The 18,160-nt window shown below is 71.6% G+C and carries 11 protein-coding genes; 8 read left to right on the top strand and 3 right to left on the bottom strand.

The window, feature by feature from the left end; translation table 11 throughout:
- Positions 1-219 precede the first annotated feature (219 nt).
- The 3 genes from Q5694_RS33935 (at position 220) to Q5694_RS33925 (ending at position 3,114) form a co-directional block, all read left to right on the top strand.
- Positions 220-1,149, top strand: coding sequence for a ComF family protein (locus Q5694_RS33935; RefSeq protein ID WP_333937373.1), 930 nt, complete (start codon positions 220-222; stop codon positions 1,147-1,149).
- A 312-nt stretch (positions 1,150-1,461) separates the two neighbouring features.
- A complete protein-coding gene (gene hpf / locus Q5694_RS33930; protein ID WP_333937372.1) occupies positions 1,462-2,163 on the top strand; it encodes a ribosome hibernation-promoting factor, HPF/YfiA family in 702 nt (233 codons plus the stop codon).
- 204 nt (positions 2,164-2,367) lie between these two features.
- Positions 2,368-3,114, top strand: coding sequence for a response regulator transcription factor (locus Q5694_RS33925; RefSeq protein WP_333937371.1), 747 nt, complete (start codon positions 2,368-2,370; stop codon positions 3,112-3,114).
- A 220-nt stretch (positions 3,115-3,334) separates the two neighbouring features.
- On the opposite strand, the gene Q5694_RS33920 is transcribed toward Q5694_RS33925, so the two are convergent.
- Both Q5694_RS33920 and Q5694_RS33915 read right to left on the bottom strand, forming a co-directional pair.
- A complete protein-coding gene (locus tag Q5694_RS33920; RefSeq protein ID WP_333937370.1) occupies positions 3,335-4,507 on the bottom strand; it encodes a winged helix-turn-helix domain-containing protein in 1,173 nt (390 codons plus the stop codon).
- Between the two features lie 67 nt (positions 4,508-4,574).
- Positions 4,575-5,153 (bottom strand): GNAT family N-acetyltransferase, encoded by a 579-nt coding sequence (locus tag Q5694_RS33915; RefSeq protein ID WP_333937369.1) that lies wholly within the window; start codon positions 5,151-5,153, stop codon positions 4,575-4,577.
- 281 nt (positions 5,154-5,434) lie between these two features.
- On the opposite strand from Q5694_RS33915, the gene secA reads away from it, so the two are divergent.
- Complete coding sequence (gene secA / locus Q5694_RS33910; RefSeq protein WP_333937368.1) at positions 5,435-8,281, top strand: preprotein translocase subunit SecA; 2,847 nt, start codon at positions 5,435-5,437, stop codon at positions 8,279-8,281.
- Between the two features lie 104 nt (positions 8,282-8,385).
- On the opposite strand, the gene Q5694_RS33905 is transcribed toward secA, so the two are convergent.
- Positions 8,386-9,156, bottom strand: coding sequence for an Rv3235 family protein (locus Q5694_RS33905; RefSeq protein ID WP_333937367.1), 771 nt, complete (start codon positions 9,154-9,156; stop codon positions 8,386-8,388).
- A gap of 381 nt (positions 9,157-9,537) precedes the next feature.
- Here Q5694_RS33905 and Q5694_RS33900 point away from each other — a divergent pair, with 381 nt between their 5' ends.
- The 4 genes from Q5694_RS33900 to Q5694_RS33885 all read left to right on the top strand — a co-directional run bounded on the left by Q5694_RS33900 (position 9,538) and on the right by Q5694_RS33885 (position 17,861).
- A complete protein-coding gene (locus Q5694_RS33900) occupies positions 9,538-10,053 on the top strand; it encodes a DUF6912 family protein (RefSeq protein WP_333937366.1) in 516 nt (171 codons plus the stop codon).
- A gap of 80 nt (positions 10,054-10,133) precedes the next feature.
- Positions 10,134-10,799: an HAD family hydrolase gene (locus tag Q5694_RS33895; protein WP_333937365.1), complete on the top strand. Its 666-nt coding sequence runs from the start codon at positions 10,134-10,136 to the stop codon at positions 10,797-10,799.
- A gap of 472 nt (positions 10,800-11,271) precedes the next feature.
- Positions 11,272-16,233 carry an NAD-glutamate dehydrogenase gene (locus Q5694_RS33890; RefSeq protein ID WP_333937364.1) on the top strand — a complete coding sequence of 1,654 codons (4,962 nt, stop codon included), beginning with the start codon at positions 11,272-11,274 and terminating at the stop codon, positions 16,231-16,233.
- 161 nt (positions 16,234-16,394) lie between these two features.
- Positions 16,395-17,861, top strand: a complete 1,467-nt coding sequence (locus Q5694_RS33885; RefSeq protein ID WP_333937363.1) for a hypothetical protein — start codon at positions 16,395-16,397, stop codon at positions 17,859-17,861.
- The last annotated feature ends 299 nt before the right edge of the window (positions 17,862-18,160 follow it).

Below are 18,160 nucleotides of genomic sequence, written 5' to 3'. Positions count from 1 at the left end.
CTCGGCCGGCCTGGCTCGGCGGGGCCGGCCCGGTGGGTCTGCGCTGTGGGAGGTGACGTGCCCCGCACGGAGTGCCCGTGCCGCGCCCCTGCGCAGGGTCCCACCCGTGTGAGTGACAGGCCTGTCGGTCGGCCGTCCGTTGTCCACAGGCCGTTTTCCACAGGGGTGGCAGCGCCGCCGCCCGGTCGGCAGAGTGGTCGCCGTGCGGGGGTGACGGCGATGACGACGCGGGACTGGTTGCGGGAGCTCGGGGATCTGGTGCTGCCGGGGGAGTGTGGGGGTTGCGGGGCGCCCCGGGGAGTGCTGTGCGGGGTGTGCCGGGCGGCACTCGGGGGGACGGGGGCATGCCGCGTACGGCCGGACCCGGAGCCGCCCGGGCTGCCGGAGGTGCACGCGGCGGCACGGTACGCGGACGAGGTGCGGGCCGCGCTGCTGGCCCACAAGGAACGGGGTGCGCTGGCGCTGGCCGGACCGCTCGGGGCGGCCCTGGCCGGGGCCGTACGGGCGGGCCTGCGCAGTGCCCGGGACAGCGCGGGGCCTGCGGCGCACCTGTCCGGGGTGGACAGACGCGTGGACAGCCGGGCCCCGGTGCTGCTCGTGCCGGTGCCGTCCGGGCGGCGGGCGGTGCGGGCCCGGGGGCATGACCCGGCCCGGCGGATCGCCCTCGCCGCGGCGGGCGAGCTGCGCCGGTGCCGGGTGGCGGCCCGCGTGCTCGCGGTGCTGCGGCAGCGGCGGACCGTCGCGGACCAGTCGGGGCTCAACTCCCGGCAGCGGATGGAGAACCTCGCGGGCGCGCTGGCGGTGGTGCGCGGAGCAGCCGGGCTGCTCGCCGGGGGGCCGGTCGTGCTCGTCGATGACCTGATGACCACGGGGGCGTCCCTCGCGGAGGCCGCTCGTGCCGTGCGCGCGGTCTCGTCCGGGTCGGCGGCAGGGCCGATTCCGAACGCTACGGGCACCTGGTCCGTGTACGGGGGAGAGACCTGGGAAGGCAGAGAAGAACAGAACGTCGGATCACGAGGGGAGAGGACGGGGCGGCGGTCCGGCCGGCAGGAAAACGCGAGCGTGAACGGCGTCTGCCGGGGCGTCGACGTGGTGTGCGCGGCAGTGGTCGCGGCGCCACCGGACTCTTTCGAAATAAACCGGAACTGACTGAGATCTTGTGTCGTTGCAGGTAATGAGGAGACCTATTCACTTGAACGGAGGTACGCCGCAGTAGAGGGTGACGACATCCGTCCGGGCGAGATATGTTCGGTTGAGAGGGAAAGCCGCAGGCCACACCTCTTCGAATCCGAATGCCGTGCTGCGGGTTTTTGTTCATCACCCGCACCGGTGGAGTGGAGATCTCGCTCATGGGGGAGGAGGTGGAAGTCACCGAGTCCGAGGTTCCGGGACTCACCGGAACCTGGTGCAAAAGGGAGAAGCTCCGCAGAGAAGCGGAGCGATCCGGGAACGGAGTTCTGCGTGGACATCGTCGTCAAGGGCCGCAAGACCGAGGTGCCCGAGCGGTTCCGGAAGCACGTGGCCGAGAAGCTGAAGCTGGAGAAGATCCAGAAGCTCGATGGCAAGGTGATCAGCCTCGACGTCGAGGTGTCCAAGGAGCCGAACCCCAGGCAGGCCGACCGCTGCGACCGGGTGGAGATCACCCTGCGCTCGCGCGGTCCGGTGATCCGGGCGGAGGCAGCGGCGAGCGATCCGTACGCGGCGCTCGACCTGGCGGCGGAGAAGCTCGAAGCCCGGCTGCGCAGGCAGCACGACAAGCGGTTCTCGCGTCGTGGCGCGCGCCGGATCCCGGCCGCCGAGGTGGCCGACCACGTCCCTGGTGTGGCGACGCTCAACGGCAACGGCCTGGCGACCTCCGCCGACCAGGAGGAATCCGAGACGGCCGTCCCGACGAAGAAGATCGGCTCGCTGGAAGTGCAGGGTGACGGCCCCATCGTCGTCCGCGAGAAGACCCACGTCGCAGCACCCATGACCCTCGACCAGGCTCTCTACGAGATGGAGCTGGTCGGGCACGACTTCTACCTGTTCGTCGACTCCGAGACCAAGGAACCGAGTGTCGTCTACCGACGGCACGCCTACGACTACGGCGTGATCCACCTCAGGACGGACACGATGGTCACCCAGTCGCACTCTCCCGAGGCGGGCGGTGCGCTCGGCGGCTGACCGTGCCGGGTGACAGCGGAGCAGGTGCCCCTGGAGCGCGTGTGCGCCCCCAGGGGCACCCCTGTGCGACCACTTCGCGCCCCGCTCCGTCACCCCGGTGTCGCCCGGGCATGGAATCATGAGGGCCACGGCCCAACCGGTGGGTCGTTGCTCTGGGTTGGCGATGGCTCAGGACCACAGGCCGCAGCCTCAGGGGGAGGAACGATGGCGGACAGCTTCGGACCGATGCGTGACGGTGATGCCGGCGGCGGCCTCGCCGGCATGGGCCCGGACACGGCGACTCCACGCAAGGAACCGATCAGAGTCCTCGTGGTGGACGACCACGCGCTGTTCCGCCGGGGCCTGGAGATCGTGCTCGCGGCCGAGGAGGACATCCAGGTCGTCGGGGAGGCGGGTGACGGTGCCGAGGCCGTCGAGAAGGCCGCCGACCTGCTGCCGGACATCGTTCTGATGGACGTGCGGATGCCCAAGCGCGGGGGAATCGAGGCCTGCACCTCCATCAAGGAGGTGGCCCCCAGCGCGAAGATCATCATGCTGACGATCAGCGACGAGGAAGCCGACCTCTACGACGCCATCAAGGCGGGCGCGACCGGTTATCTCCTCAAGGAGATCTCCACGGACGAGGTGGCCACCGCCATTCGTGCCGTGGCTGACGGGCAGTCGCAGATCAGTCCCTCCATGGCGTCGAAACTGCTCACCGAGTTCAAGTCGATGATCCAGCGCACGGACGAGCGCCGGCTGGTGCCTGCGCCCCGTCTGACGGACCGTGAACTGGAAGTCCTCAAACTCGTCGCCACGGGTATGAACAACCGGGACATCGCCAAGGAGTTGTTCATCTCCGAGAACACCGTGAAGAACCACGTGCGCAACATTCTGGAGAAGTTGCAGCTGCACTCCAGGATGGAGGCGGTGGTGTACGCGATGCGGGAGAAGATCCTCGAGATCCGCTGACCCCGGACGGTCCCGGGGCAGGAGGTCCTCGCGCGATCACCGGATCGGTCACCCGCCACCCGGGTCACACGGTCACCCGGCCGACGCACGATCAGCAGGTCTCGCGTGAGTGTGCGGCCGACGCACGGTCAGCAGGTCTCGCGTGAGTGTGCGGCCGACGCGTGATCAGTCGGCCCCACACCGGCAGGCGGCCGATGCGCGATCGGCCGGCCCCACCCGGTCACGCGGTCAGCCGGGCCAGTTCCGTCACCAGGGCCGCGCGCAGCTCCGGGGCGTCGACCCGCTCCACGCGGACGTCCGTGCAGTCCACCCAGGTCGCCGCCTCGGCCAGGGCCTGGGCGACGGCGGGAATCGCCTTGGGGCCGTCGAGCGTGACCTGCTTGGCCACCAGCGTGCTGCCCGCCCGAGCCGGGTCGACACGGCCGACCAGCCGGCCGCCCGCCAGGACCGGCATCGCGAAGTAGCCGTAGATCCGCTTCTGCCGGGGGACGTAGGCCTCCAGGCGGTGGGTGAAGCCGAAGATCCGCTCCGTGCGCGCCCGTTCCCAGATCAGGGAGTCGAACGGCGACAGCAGGGTCGTGCGGTGACGGCCGCGCGGGGGAGTCGCCAGGGCGGCGGGATCGGCCCAGGCCGGCTTGGACCAGCCCTCGACCGTGACCGGGACGAGCCCGGAGTCCGCGATCACCGCGTCGACCTGCTCGCCCTTGAGGCGGTGGTAGTCGGCGATGTCCGCCCGCGTGCCGACCCCCAGGGACCGGCCCGCCAGTCCCACCAGGCGGCGCAGGCACTCGGCGTCGTCCAGGTCGTCGTGCAGCAGCTGCTCCGGGATCGCACGCTCGGCGAGGTCGTAGACGCGCTTCCAGCCCCGGCGTTCCACGCAGACGACCTCGCCGTGCATCAGGGCGCGCTCCACGGCGACCTTCGAACCCGACCAGTCCCACCAGTCGTTCGTCTTCTTCGCGCCGCCCAACTCCGTCGCGGTGAGGGGCCCTTCCGAGCGGAGCTGCTTGATCACCTGCTCGTAGGCGCCGTCCGGCAGGTCGTGGTTCCAGTGCGGGCGGCTGCGGTAGGCGCGGCGGCGGAAGGCGAAGTGCGGCCACTCCTCGATGGGCAGGATGCAGGCGGCGTGCGACCAGTACTCGAAGGCGTGCGTGTCCCGCCAGAAGGCGTCCTCCACGGTTCTGCGGCCGACCGCGCCGAGACGGGCGTAGGGGACCAGCTCGTGCGAGCGGGCCAGGACCGAGATCGTGTCGAGCTGTACCGCGCCGAGGTGGCGCAGGACGCCGCGGACGCCGGCGCGGCGGTCGGGGGCGCCCAGGAAGCCCTGGGCGCGCAGCGCGATTCTGCGGGCCTCGTCCGCCGAGAGGTCTGCGATGGGGCGCGGGGTGGTCATGCTCCGCACGATAGGGGGTGGGACTGACAGCGCGCTGCGCCCCGGGGAGAACCCCTCCCCGGCGGGCTCACGGCTGTGTCCGTGGCGCGGGCAGGTAGGGGGCGGCGGACGGCAGGCCCAGGTCCGAGGGGAGCAGGGAGCCCACCCAGGTGTCGCGGCGCACTCCCTTGTTGTTCGTCGCGGCCCGCAGCGTGCCCTCGATCCGGAAGCCGGCGCGCTCGGCCACCGCGCGGGAGGCCCGGTTGCCCACCTCGGCGCGCCATTCGACGCGGTCGAGCGCGAGGTCCGTGAAGCCCCAGCGGCACACCGCGAGGGTGGCCTCCGTGATGTGGCCGCGGGAGCGGTGCCGCCGGGTGGCCCAGAAGCCGATCTCGGCGGTGCCGGGGCCGCGCATCGTGAGGCCGAGCATGCCCGCCAGGTCCCCGGAGTGCAGGAAGACGCCGAAGGTGAACACGGAGCCGTCCGCCCAGCCGTCCGGGGCCGTCTGCTCCGTGAAGCCCTGCGCGTGCTCCCGCATGTAGGGGGAGGGGATCGTGGTCCAGCGCTGGATGTCGGGGTCCTGGCAGGCGTCGTGCACCGCGTCGGTGTCCCGGGGGCCGACCGTGCGCAGCAGGAGGCGGTCCGTGGAGAGGGTGACGGGGTCCATCGGCCGATTCTGCTCGGAGTGCCCGCACGGGTGCCATCCCTTTGCCGTCGGTGACGTGTTGATCACGCTTCGTGCAAGTCGGCGGGGGGATGCGGCACCATCCGAGGGGCCCGGGCGTTGTCCTTCATGGAACACACGTGAATCAGATTGGAAGCAGCGGACGGTAGCCGTCACGGCAGGCCCTCCCGGCGCGGTGGGGTCCTCGCATACGATGGCCGTTGCTCAGTAAGTCAAGTGGTAACCGACCGTCCCAGGCCCGACCGGCAAGGAGACCAACCCCCGTGTCCGTCCTCTCGAAGATCATGCGTGCAGGCGAAGGCAAGATCCTGCGCAAGCTGCACCGCATCGCGGACCAGGTCAACTCCATCGAAGAGGACTTCGTCGACCTCTCCGACGCCGAGCTGAGGGCCCTCACCGATGAGTACAAGCAGCGGTACGCCGACGGTGAGAGCCTGGACGACCTGCTGCCCGAGGCCTTCGCCACCGTCCGCGAGGCCGCCAAGCGCGTCCTCGGCCAGCGTCACTACGACGTGCAGATGATGGGCGGCGCCGCCCTGCACATGGGTTACGTGGCCGAGATGAAGACCGGTGAGGGCAAGACCCTCGTCGGCACGCTGCCGGCGTACCTGAACGCGCTGTCCGGCGAGGGCGTCCACATCATCACGGTCAACGACTACCTGGCCGAGCGCGACTCCGAGATGATGGGCCGCGTCCACCGCTTCCTGGGCCTGAGCGTCGGCTGCATCCTCGCCAACATGACGCCGGCGCAGCGCCGCGAGCAGTACGCCTGCGACATCACCTACGGCACGAACAACGAGTTCGGCTTCGACTACCTGCGCGACAACATGGCGTGGTCCAAGGAGGAGCTGGTCCAGCGCGGCCACAACTTCGCCATCGTCGACGAGGTCGACTCCATCCTCATCGACGAGGCCCGTACGCCGCTGATCATCTCCGGTCCGGCCGACCAGGCGACCAAGTGGTACGGCGACTTCGCCAAGCTGGTCAAGCGCCTCAAGCGCGGCGAGGCCGGTCAGCCGCTCAAGGGCATCGAGGAGACCGGCGACTACGACGTCGACGAGAAGAAGCGCACGGTCGCCATCCACGAGTCCGGCGTCGCCAAGGTCGAGGACTGGCTGGGCATCGACAACCTCTACGAGTCGGTGAACACCCCGCTGGTGGGCTACCTGAACAACGCCATCAAGGCGAAGGAACTGTTCAAGAAGGACAAGGACTACGTCATCATCGACGACGAGGTCATGATCGTCGACGAGCACACCGGACGTATCCTCGCCGGCCGCCGCTACAACGAGGGCATGCACCAGGCGATCGAGGCGAAGGAGGGGGTGCCGATCAAGGACGAGAACCAGACGCTCGCCACGATCACCCTGCAGAACTTCTTCCGCCTCTACAAGCGCCACGACCACAGCGGCAAGGAACAGCCGGGCCTGTGCGGCATGACCGGTACGGCCATGACCGAGGCCGCCGAGTTCCACCAGATCTACAAGCTCGGCGTGGTGCCGATCCCGACCAACCGGCCGATGGTGCGCAAGGACCAGTCGGACCTGATCTACCGGACCGAGGTCGCCAAGTTCGAGGCGGTCGTCGACGACATCGAGGAGAAGCACCGCAAGGGCCAGCCGATCCTCGTCGGCACCACCTCCGTCGAGAAGTCCGAGTACCTCTCGCAGCAGCTCAGCAAGCGCGGCATCCAGCACGAGGTGCTCAACGCCAAGCAGCACGACCGGGAGGCGACGATCGTCGCCCAGGCCGGCCGCAAGGGCGCGGTCACGGTGGCCACGAACATGGCCGGCCGTGGTACGGACATCAAGCTCGGCGGCAACCCCGAGGACCTCGCCGAGGCCGAGCTGCGCCAGCGCGGCCTGGACCCCGAGGAGCACATCGAGGAGTGGGCGCACGCCCTGCCCGAGGCGCTCGAGCGGGCCGAGAAGGCCGTCAAGGCGGAGAAGGAAGAGGTCGAGAAGCTCGGCGGCCTCTACGTGCTCGGCACCGAGCGGCACGAGTCGCGGCGCATCGACAACCAGCTGCGCGGCCGTTCCGGCCGTCAGGGCGACCCGGGCGAGTCCCGCTTCTACCTCTCCCTCGGGGACGACCTGATGCGGCTGTTCAAGGCGCAGATGGTCGAGCGCGTGATGTCGATGGCGAACGTCCCGGACGACGTGCCGATCGAGAACAAGATGGTCACCCGCGCGATCGCCTCCGCCCAGTCGCAGGTCGAGCAGCAGAACTTCGAGACCCGCAAGAACGTCCTGAAGTACGACGAGGTCCTCAACCGCCAGCGCGAGGTCATCTACGGCGAGCGGCGCCGCGTCCTGGAGGGCGAGGACCTGCACGAGCAGATCCAGCACTTCATGGACGACACCATCGACGCCTACGTCCAGGCCGAGACCGCCGAGGGCTTCCCGGAGGACTGGGACCTCGACCGGCTGTGGGGCGCGTTCAAGCAGCTCTACCCGTGCAGCGTCACGGTCGAGGAGCTGGAGGAGGCGGCCGGTGACCGTGCCGGTCTGACCGCCGAGTTCATCGGCGACTCCATCAAGGACGACATCCACGAGCAGTACCAGGCGCGTGAGGCGCAGCTCGGCTCCGAGATCATGCGCGAGCTGGAGCGGCGGGTCGTGCTGTCGGTCCTCGACCGCAAGTGGCGCGAGCACCTCTACGAGATGGACTACCTCCAGGAGGGCATCGGCCTGCGCGCGATGGCGCAGAAGGACCCGCTGGTCGAGTACCAGCGCGAGGGCTTCGACATGTTCACCGCGATGATGGAGGGCATCAAGGAGGAGTCCGTCGGCTACCTGTTCAACCTGGAGGTCCAGGTGGAGCAGCAGGTCGAGGAGGTCCCGGTCGAGGACGCCAAGCCGGTGGCCGACCTGGAGAAGCGCGACGCGGTGCCGGCGCAGGCCGGTTCGCGGCCGGAGATCCGCGCCAAGGGGCTCGACGTCCCGCAGCGGCGCAACCTCCACTTCTCCGCGCCGACGGTCGACGGCGAGGGCGGCACGATCGAGGGCGACTTCACCGAGGACGGCGAGCCGGTGCGCTCCGAGGCCGACGGCCTCACCCGTGCGGAGCGGCGCAAGCAGGCGAAGAGCCGGGGCCGCCGCAAGAAGTGACGGACGCGGCAGCGCCGTGACGTGTGAAGGGCCGGACACCCCTGCGGTGTCCGGCCCTTCGTCGTGTCGCGGTGGAGGCGGCCGGAGCGGGCCCCCGGGGGCGGTCAGTCGAGGCCGGCGCGGGGCGGGCGGGGTCCTCCGAGTTCGACCGCCGTGCACCGCCAGCGCAGGTCCTGGCCCAGTTCCAGCCGGAAGGCCATCGCGCGGAGCTGGTCACCGGCGCCGATGCGGGCGAAGGCCTCGATGGCTCCCGGGCGGGGCTCGCAGTAGCCGATGTCCCGCACGACCGGCCGGACGCCGCGGGTGCGCAGCGGGCCGCGCTCGGCCAGCCAGGCCAGTTCGTCGTAGGCGCGGCCCCGGGTGTGGCGGAGCATCGAGTGCACGGGACGGTGGCCGCTCAGCACGGCGAGGAGCAGGTCGGCGAAGCGGTCGGTGGGGAGCGGCCGGGGGACGGGCCTGCGGGGAGTCCGGGGCGGCACGCGGGGGGTCGCGTGGAGGGAGACCGGGGCGGGGGTCCGCACGGCTGCCCCTGCGGCTGCCTCCGTGGAGGCCGGGGTCGTGCGCGCTGGAGCCGGCGGGATGCTGCGCTGCGCCCTGTCGACGCCGCGCAGGGGCGTGCGGCGGAGGCCGGACGGGGTCGGCGGGCGGGTGTCACCGGGGCGGGTGTGCGGCCGCTTGCCGCGCGCGGAGGCCGGGGGACGGTCACCGGCAGCGGTCACCCGGGCGGTGCCGCCACCGGGACCGCGGGGCGGGGCGGCAGCCACGGAGGCACGGGGTGGGGTGCCGGGTTCCTGGTCGCCCGGAAGGGACGGGCCCAGTTCGGCGGTGGGGGGCGTGACAGGTGGGCGGCCGGTCCTGGTCATGACCTTGTACATGGGGGTCCCCGTTTCGCGGGCCCGGTGGATACCGGGGAGTAACTTCGTGGTCGGTGATCTTGTACGGGCTCCGCCGAGGCGGCAGCAAGGCACGGGACATCCGTGTCGAAGGCCGCGACGGGTTCACTTATCCGGGTGATGTGCGGGCCGGGGAACCCGCCCGTGCCGGGCGACGGAGGGTGAATCACGGGAGCGGGGTGGACGCGTGCGGCGTCACGGGGCGGAACTCGAAAGGGGACACCGCGGACGTATCCTGATGGCCGTCCGAGCCCCCGGGCGCCACCTGCACGGCCGACCACGCGGCCCGGCCGGCGCGGCCCGCCCAGGACCGACCCGAAGCCCGTCCCCGACCTCCGACCCCCACCACGAAAGCGGCCAGCCATGCGTGTCTACGTGCCCCTGACCCTCCCCGCTCTCGCCGAGGCGTACACGACGGGCGAGCTGGGAGGCGGGCCGTTCGTGGCGTACGCCGTGACGCCCGCGCTGCGCGAGTGGTACCTCTCCGACGACATCGAGGAGCTGGAGTACGCCGCGCTGAACCGGGCCGCCCTGGCCTCGCTGCGCCTGCTGGCCGCGGACCCGCGGGCGCCGCGGCGCCGGGTCGTGGTGGCCGTGGACGTGGCCGACCGGGCGATCGGCACCGACCCCGACCGCGGCCTCGACCCCGCGGCCCTCGGCGAGGTGCGGGTCGCGGGAGCCGTGCGGCTCGCCAAGGCGGCGTCGGTGCACGTCGACGCGGCGGACGCCGAGGCGGACGTGAGCGCGGCCGCCGATGCGCTGCCGGCGGCGGACGGCGGGGACGACGACGCCCGGTTCGTCGTGGACGGTGCGGAGGACCACGAGCTGCTGTGGTTCGCCACGCAGGAGATCCCGAACCTGGTGGGGCGCGGGGACTGAACCGGCCGGGCTCCCGTCCGCCGGGGGCGCTTCGCGTCCCGTCCTCTTGATTGTCAGTGGGGGCGGGTACGTTCTGGGGCATGGGGACGAAGACGGACGCGCACATTGTCTGGGACTGGAACGGCACGCTGTTCCACGACATCGACGCGATCATCGGGGCGACGAACGCGGCCTTCGCCGAGCTGGGGCTGGAGCCGCTGACGCTGGAGAAGTACCGGGAGCTGTACTGCGTACCGGTGCCGAAGTTCTACGAGCGGCTGATGGGGCGGCTGCCGACCGAGGCCGAGTGGCTGGTCATGGACGACATCTTCCACCGGTACTACGCGGAGCACCGGGTGGCGTGCGGGCTGACCGTGGGCGCGGCGGAGCTGCTGGCCGGCTGGCGATCGGCGGGGCGCAGCCAGTCGATCCTGAGCATGTACGTGCACGAGGAGCTCGTGCCGCTGGTGCGCGGGTTCGGCATCGAACCGCACTTCATACGGGTGGACGGGCGGACCGGGCCGTCCGGGGGCAGCAAGGCCGAGCACATGGTGCGCCATCTGGGCTCGCTCGGCGACGTGGACCCGGAGCGCACGGTGGTCATCGGGGACGCGGCGGACGACGCGGTGGCCGCGCTGCACGTGGGGGCCAGGGCGGTGCTGTACACCGGGGGTTCGCACAGCCGGGCGAGCCTGGAGTCCGTAGGGGTGCCTGTGGTGGACAGCCTGGAGGAGGCCGTCGCGGAGGCGGCGCGGCTGGCGGCCTAGCGGGGAGCCGGGTCCGGGCCGCGGGCCTGCGGGAAAGCGCCGCGACTGTGCAGAACGTCAAACTTCAGGGCCTGCTTTTGTACACATACGGCTCATGACGGGGGCCCTGTAAGGAGCGATAGCCTTGGTGGCGTGATCAGCGCGATAGTTCGCGGGGACATCGTCGTCCCTGCCCTGCGCCCGGAGAGCACGGACGACATCCGTGTCCGGGCGGCGGTCGCTGGTCTTCGCGGGCGGGACGGGGCGTCGAGGACGCCCGGGACGCCGAGCACCACCCGGGTCCGGGCGTCGCACGCAGCAGCGTCACACCGGTGGATCAGCTCAAGAATGGCTCAGACACCCCCGCTCATCTCACCTTGCGGCATACCGTCGGACAAGACCGGATACCCCGTGTCACGACGTGAGGTCGTAAGCGCAGAGGCCGTACTTCCTTCTACGTCACGCAACGGCGCGCGACAGGAGCCAGAGGACAATGCAGACCAAGCTGGACGAAGCCAAGGCCGAGTTGCTCGAGAGGGCCGCCCGGGTAGCTGAGAACAGCCCGGTCGGGGGGCACCTACCGACCGGGTCGACGGGCGAGGAGACCCCGGACGCCCCGCAAGCTCCGGACCGCGAGTCGCTGCTCACGTTCCTCCAGCGCTACTACCTCCACACGGCCCCGGAGGACCTGAGCGACCGCGACCCGGTCGACGTCTTCGGCGCGGCCGTGTCGCACTACCGGCTGGCGGAGAACCGCCCCCAGGGCACGGCCAACGTGCGGGTGCACACGCCCACCGTCGAGGAGAACGGGTGGACCTGCAGCCACTCGGTCGTGGAGGTCGTCACCGACGACATGCCCTTCCTCGTCGACTCCGTCACCAACGAGCTGACGCGGCAGGGACGCGGGATCCACGTCGTCATCCACCCCCAGTTCGTGGTGCGGCGCGATGTCACCGGCAAGCTGATCGAGGTCCTGCCCACGCCCGCGACCGGCGCCGTCGACCTCCCGCACGACGCGCACGTCGAGTCCTGGATCCACGTCGAGATCGACCGCGAGACCGACCGCGCCGACCTCAAGCAGATCACCGCCGACCTGCTGCGCGTGCTGTCCGACGCCCGTGAGGCCGTCGAGGACTGGGGCAAGATGCGGGACGCGGCGATCCGGCTGGCGGAGGGGCTGCCGGACGAGCCCATCCCCGGCGACCTGCCCGGCCCGCAGGTCGAGGAGGCCCGCGAGCTGCTGCGCTGGCTGGCCGACGACCACTTCACGTTCCTCGGCTACCGCGAGTACCAGCTGCGCGACGACGACTCCCTGGCCGCCGTCCCCGGCACCGGGCTCGGCATACTGCGCGCGGACCCCCAGCACGCCGCCGAGGAGAGCCACCCCGTCAGCCCGTCGTTCGAGCGGCTGCCCGCAGACGCCCGGGCCAAGGCGCGCGAGCACAAGCTGCTCGTGCTGACCAAGGCGAACAGCCGATCGACCGTGCACCGGCCGTCGTACCTTGACTACATCGGCGTCAAGAGGTTCGACGCCGAGGGCAACGTCATCGGCGAGCGCCGGTTCCTCGGACTGTTCTCCTCCGCGGCCTACACCGAGTCCGTGCGCCGGGTGCCGGTCATCCGGCGCAAGGTCGAGGAGGTCCTCGAGCAGGCCGGGTTCTCGCCCAACAGCCACGACGGGCGCGACCTGCTGCAGATCCTGGAGACCTACCCGCGCGACGAGCTGTTCCAGACCCCGGTCGACGAGCTGCGCGCCATCGTCACCTCCGTGCTGTACCTCCAGGAGCGCCGCCGACTGCGGCTCTACCTGCGCCAGGACGAGTACGGGCGCTACTACTCCGCCCTCGTCTACCTCCCGCGCGACCGCTACACCACGGCCGTGCGCCTGCGGATCATCGAGATCCTCAAGGAGGAGCTCGGCGGCATCAGCGTCGACTTCACGGCGTGGAACACCGAGTCGATCCTGTCCCGGCTGCACTTCGTGGTGCGGGTCCCGCAGGGCACCGAGCTGCAGCAGCTGTCCGACTCCGACAAGGAGCGCATCGAGGCCCGGCTGGTGGAGGCCGCCCGCTCCTGGGAGGACGCCTTCGCCGAGGCGCTCAACGCCGAGCTGGGCGAGGAGCACGCGGCCGAGGCCATGCGCCGCTACGCGCACGCCTTCCCCGAGGGCTACAAGGCCGACCACAACCCGCGCGCCGCGGTCGCCGACGTGGTCCACCTGGAGCAGCTGAACACCGAGGCGGGCGAGGACTTCGCGCTCAGCCTGTACGAGCCGGTGGGCGCCGCCCCCGAGGAGCGGCGCTTCAAGATCTACCGCACGGGTGACGCGATCTCCCTGTCGGCCGTGCTCCCGGTCCTCAACCGGCTCGGCGTCGAGGTGGTCGACGAGCGGCCCTACGAGCTGCGCTGCTCGGACCGCAGTGTCGCCTGGATCTACGACTTCGGCCTGCGCATGCCCCGCGCGCAGAACGGCGGCGGGGACTACCTCGGCGACGACGCCCGCGAGCGGTTCCAGGACGCCTTCGCCGCCACCTGGACCGGCAAGGCCGAGAACGACGGCTTCAACGCGCTCGTACTGAGCGCCGGGCTCACCTGGCGCCAGGCCGTGGTGCTGCGCGCCTACGCCAAGTACCTGCGCCAGGCCGCGTCGACGTTCAGCCAGGACTACATGGAGGACACCCTCCGCAACAACGTCCACACCACCCGGCTGCTCGTCTCCCTGTTCGAGGCGCGGATGTCGCCGGACCGGCAGCGGGCGGGCCACGAGATCGTGGACGCGCTGCTGGAGGAGGTCGACGCCGCCCTCGACCAGGTCGCCAGCCTCGACGAGGACCGGATCCTCAGGTCCTTCCTCACGGTCATCAAGGCGACCCTGCGGACCAACTTCTTCCAGGAGGCCGAAGGCGGCAAGCCGCACGACTACGTCTCCATGAAGTTCGACCCGCAGGCCATCCCCGACCTGCCGGCGCCGCGCCCCGCGTTCGAGATCTGGGTGTACTCGCCGCGCGTCGAGGGCGTCCACCTGCGCTTCGGCAAGGTCGCCCGCGGTGGTCTGCGCTGGTCCGACCGGCGTGAGGACTTCCGCACCGAGATCCTCGGCCTGGTCAAGGCGCAGATGGTCAAGAACACCGTCATCGTGCCGGTCGGCGCCAAGGGCGGCTTCGTCGCCAAGCAGCTGCCCGACCCGAGCGTGGACCGCGACGCGTGGATGGCCGAGGGCATCGCCAGCTACAAGACGTTCATCTCGGCCCTGCTCGACATCACCGACAACATGGTGGCCGGCGAGGTCGTCCCGCCCGCCGACGTCGTCCGGCACGACGAGGACGACACCTACCTCGTCGTCGCCGCCGACAAGGGCACCGCGACCTTCTCGGACATCGCCAACGAGGTCGCCGGGAAGTACAACTTCTGGCTCGGCGACGCCTTCGCCTCCGGCGGCTCCGCCGGCTACGACCACAAGGGCATGGGCATCACCGCCCGCGGCGCCTGGGAGTCCGTCAAGCGGCACTTCCGCGACATGGGCGTGGACACGCAGACCGAGGACTTCACGGTCGTCGGCATCGGCGACATGTCCGGTGACGTGTTCGGCAACGGCATGCTGCTCTCCGAGCACATCCGCCTGGTCGCCGCCTTCGACCACCGGCACATCTTCATCGACCCGAACCCGGACGCCGCGACCTCCTACGCCGAGCGCCGCCGCCTGTTCGAGCTGCCCCGCTCCAGCTGGGAGGACTACAACACCGAGCTGCTGTCGCCCGGCGGCGGCGTCTTCCCGCGCACGGCCAAGGCGATCCCGGTCAACGCGCAGATCCGCGAGGCCCTCGGCATCGAGGCCAAGGTCACCAAGCTGACCCCGGCCGACCTGATGAAGGCGATCCTGCAGGCCCCGGTGGACCTGCTGTGGAACGGCGGCATCGGCACGTACGTCAAGTCCTCGGCCGAGTCCAACGCGGACGTCGGGGACAAGGCCAACGACGCCATCCGCGTCGACGGCCAGGACCTGCGCGTCAAGGTCGTCGGCGAGGGCGGCAACCTGGGTCTGACCCAGCTCGGCCGGATCGAGTTCGCGCTGCACGGCGGCCGGATCAACACCGACGCCATCGACAACAGCGCGGGCGTGGACACCTCCGACCACGAGGTGAACATCAAGATCCTGCTCAACGGCCTGGTCGCCGAGGGGGACATGACCGTCAAGCAGCGCAACAAGCTGCTCGCCGACATGACCGACGAGGTCGGCCGGCTGGTGCTGCGCAACAACTACGCGCAGAACACCGCCATCGCCAACGCCCTCGCCCAGTCCGGCGCCATGCTCCACGCCCAGCAGCGCTTCATGAAGCACCTGGTCCGCGAGGGGCACCTCGACCGGGCGCTGGAGTTCCTGCCCAGCGACCGGCAGATCCGCGAGAGGCTCGCCCAGGGCCAGGGTCTGACGGGGCCGGAGACGGCCGTGCTGATGGCGTACACGAAGATCACGGTCGCCGATGAGCTGCTGCACACCTCGCTGCCGGACGACCCGTACCTCAGCACGCTGCTGCACGCCTACTTCCCGACCAAGCTGCGCGAGCAGTTCCCCGAGCACCTGGTCAGCCACCCGCTGCGCCGTGAGATCACCACGACGGTCCTGGTGAACGACACGGTCAACACCGGCGGCACGACCTACCTGCACCGGCTGCGCGAGGAGACCGGCGCCTCGCTGGAGGAGATCGTGCGGGCGCAGACCGCGGCCCGGGCGATCTTCCGCCAGTACCCGGTGTGGGACGCGGTCGAGTCCCTCGACAACAAGGTCGAGGCCGAGGTCCAGACCCGCATCCGCCTCCACTCGCGGCGCCTGGTGGAGCGCGGCACGCGCTGGCTGCTCAACAACCGCCCGCAGCCGCTCCAGCTCGCCGACACGGTCGACTTCTTCGCCGAGCGCGTCGAGCAGGTCTGGGGGCAGCTGCCGAAGCTGCTGCGCGGCGCCGACCTGGAGTGGTACCAGAAGATCCACGACGAGCTGACCGGCGCAGGCGTGCCGGAGGAGCTGGCCACGCGCGTGGCGGGCTTCTCCTCCGCTTTCCCGACCCTGGACATCGTCTCGGTCGCGGACCGCATGGGCCGGGAGCCGATGGACGTCGCCGAGGTCTACTACGACCTCGCCGACCGGCTGCGCATCACCCAGCTCATGGACCGCATCATCGAGCTGCCCCGCGCCGACCGCTGGCAGTCCATGGCCCGCGCGGCGATCCGCGAGGACCTGTACGCGGCGCACGCCGCACTGACCGCCGACGTCCTGGCGGTCGGTGACGGCGGCTCGACGCCGGAGCAGCGCTACAAGGCGTGGGAGCAGAAGAACGCGGCGATCCTCGGCCGTGCCCGCAGCACGCTGGAGGAGATCCAGAGCTCCGACGCGTTCGACCTCGCCAACCTGTCGGTGGCGATGCGCACCATGAGGACGCTGCTGCGCACGCACTCCTAGCGCACGGCGCACCGAGCGCCCCGGGCCGCGACCGGCCCGGGGCGCTCCGCTTTCCGCCCTCCGGGCGGGTCGAGTGGAGGACCCGCCGGATCCGGCCGAGGCTGGGGGCGTGACCGTCAACGCGTACCCGCGGCGGGCCCCGTCTCCCGCAGCCGCGCCCCATGCGCGCCCCGCCTAGACCGCCCGTGCTCGCCGCCCGGGCCGCCGCCGCGCTCGTGGTCCTGCTGCTGGCCCTGGTGGTTCTGCGGCTGCCCTGGGCGGGCGACCTCGGGATGCACGCGGCGACCGTCCAGCGCCTGCGGCACAGCCTGGTCGCCCCGGGCGATCCGCTGGTCGACGCGGACGTCCCGAGCCCGTACTACTCGCCGTGGACGCTCGTCCTGGGCTGCGTGGCCCGGGTGAGCGACCTGTCGGTCTTCGTGGTGCTGCGGCTCGGCGCGTTCGCCGCGCTCGGGCTGCTGCTGACCGGGGTGTGGCGGTACGTGCGCACACTCAGCGGCCATCGCGCCGCACCCGCCCTGGCCCTGCTGTGCCTGCTGCTCCTGTGGGGCACGGCCGTGTTCGACTGGAGCGGCTTCCACGGGCTCCACTCGCTCGCGCTGACGCTGTCGTACCCGAGCGCCTTCACCCTGGGGCTCGCCTTCCACCTGTGGGCGTGGCTGGGGCGGGCGGCGCGCGGTGACGCGGGACCCGGCGTGTGGCTCGGGCTCGGGGTGCTGTGGGGGGTGATCCTGCTGTGCCACCAGTTCATGGGCGTGGTGGCGTCGCTGGGGGCGGTGGCGACGGTGGTCGCCGCCCGGCCCGGGCGCCTCGTGTGGCTGCGGCTCGGTGCGGGAGCCGCGGCCGGGCTCGCGGCGCTGCTGCTGTGGCCGTACTACGACTTCTTCGCGCTGCTCGGGGTGGACGACGGGCTGGAGGCGGTGCACCGGCCGCTGTACGAGGACCTGCCGGGGCGGTACTGCCTGGTGCTGCTCGGGGTGGCGGCGCTCGGGGCGCGGTGGCGGCGGGACCGCCGGGACCCGCTCGTGCTGTTCTTCGCCCTGGGGGTGGCCGTCGTGACGGCGGGCGGGCTGAGCGGGCACTACTCCTGGGGGCGAGCGCTGCCGGCGGCGCTGATCCCGGCCCAGCTCGCCGCCGCCCTGGAGACGGTGGAGGCCGGGCGGCGCGCGGTGCGGGCCGGGTGGGCCTGCGTGCTGGGAGCGGCGCTGGCGCTCGGCGCGTGGACGCAGGCCGGGACGCTCGGCTACGTCGTCGATCGGCACGGCCTGCCGGCGGCCGTCGCCGACAAGCACCGGCGGCCCTGGCCGGGCTACCACTGGCTGACGCCGTGGGTGCGGTACGGGGACGTGGTGATGGCCCGCCCCGGACGCCCGGCCCGGCAGATCCCGGCGTACGGGGCGTACACGGTCGCCCCCGGCTACCCCGACTTCTTCCTGCCCGACGAGGCGGCGCGGGAGCGGGCCGTACGGCGCTGGTTCGCCCCGGGGACGCCGGAACAGGAGCGCACGGAGATCCTTCGGACGTACGGCGTGCGGTGGGTCGTGGCGGGGCCGGGCGCACGGCACCCCGGACTCGAGGAGGTGACCCGGGGACCGGAGGGGCAGGTGCTCTACCGGGTGCTGCGGTGAGAGCCGGGCTCCGCAGCGGTGCGGTCCCCGGGCTGACCGGACCCCGGGCTGACCGGGCCCCGAAGCGGACCGGACCCCGAGGCGAACCGGACCCCGAGGCGAACCGGACCCCGAGGCGAACCGGACCCCGAGGCGAACCGGGCCCCGAGGCGAACCGGGCCCCGAGGCGAACCGGGCCCGAAGGGCAGCGGGCATTCACAGCGGTTCGGGTCCCCGAAGGGCGGCGGCGGGCCTTCGAAGGGCAGCGGGCCGCCCAAGCGCACCGGCCCCCGGAGGGCCCCGGGCCTCCGTAGCGGTCC

It is taken from the genome of Streptomyces sp. AHA2 (assembly GCF_036857595.1).
Classification (GTDB): Bacteria; Actinomycetota; Actinomycetes; order Streptomycetales; family Streptomycetaceae; genus Streptomyces.
Note: the sequence above shows the minus strand (reverse complement) of the source record. Positions and strands in the feature narration are given on the sequence as shown.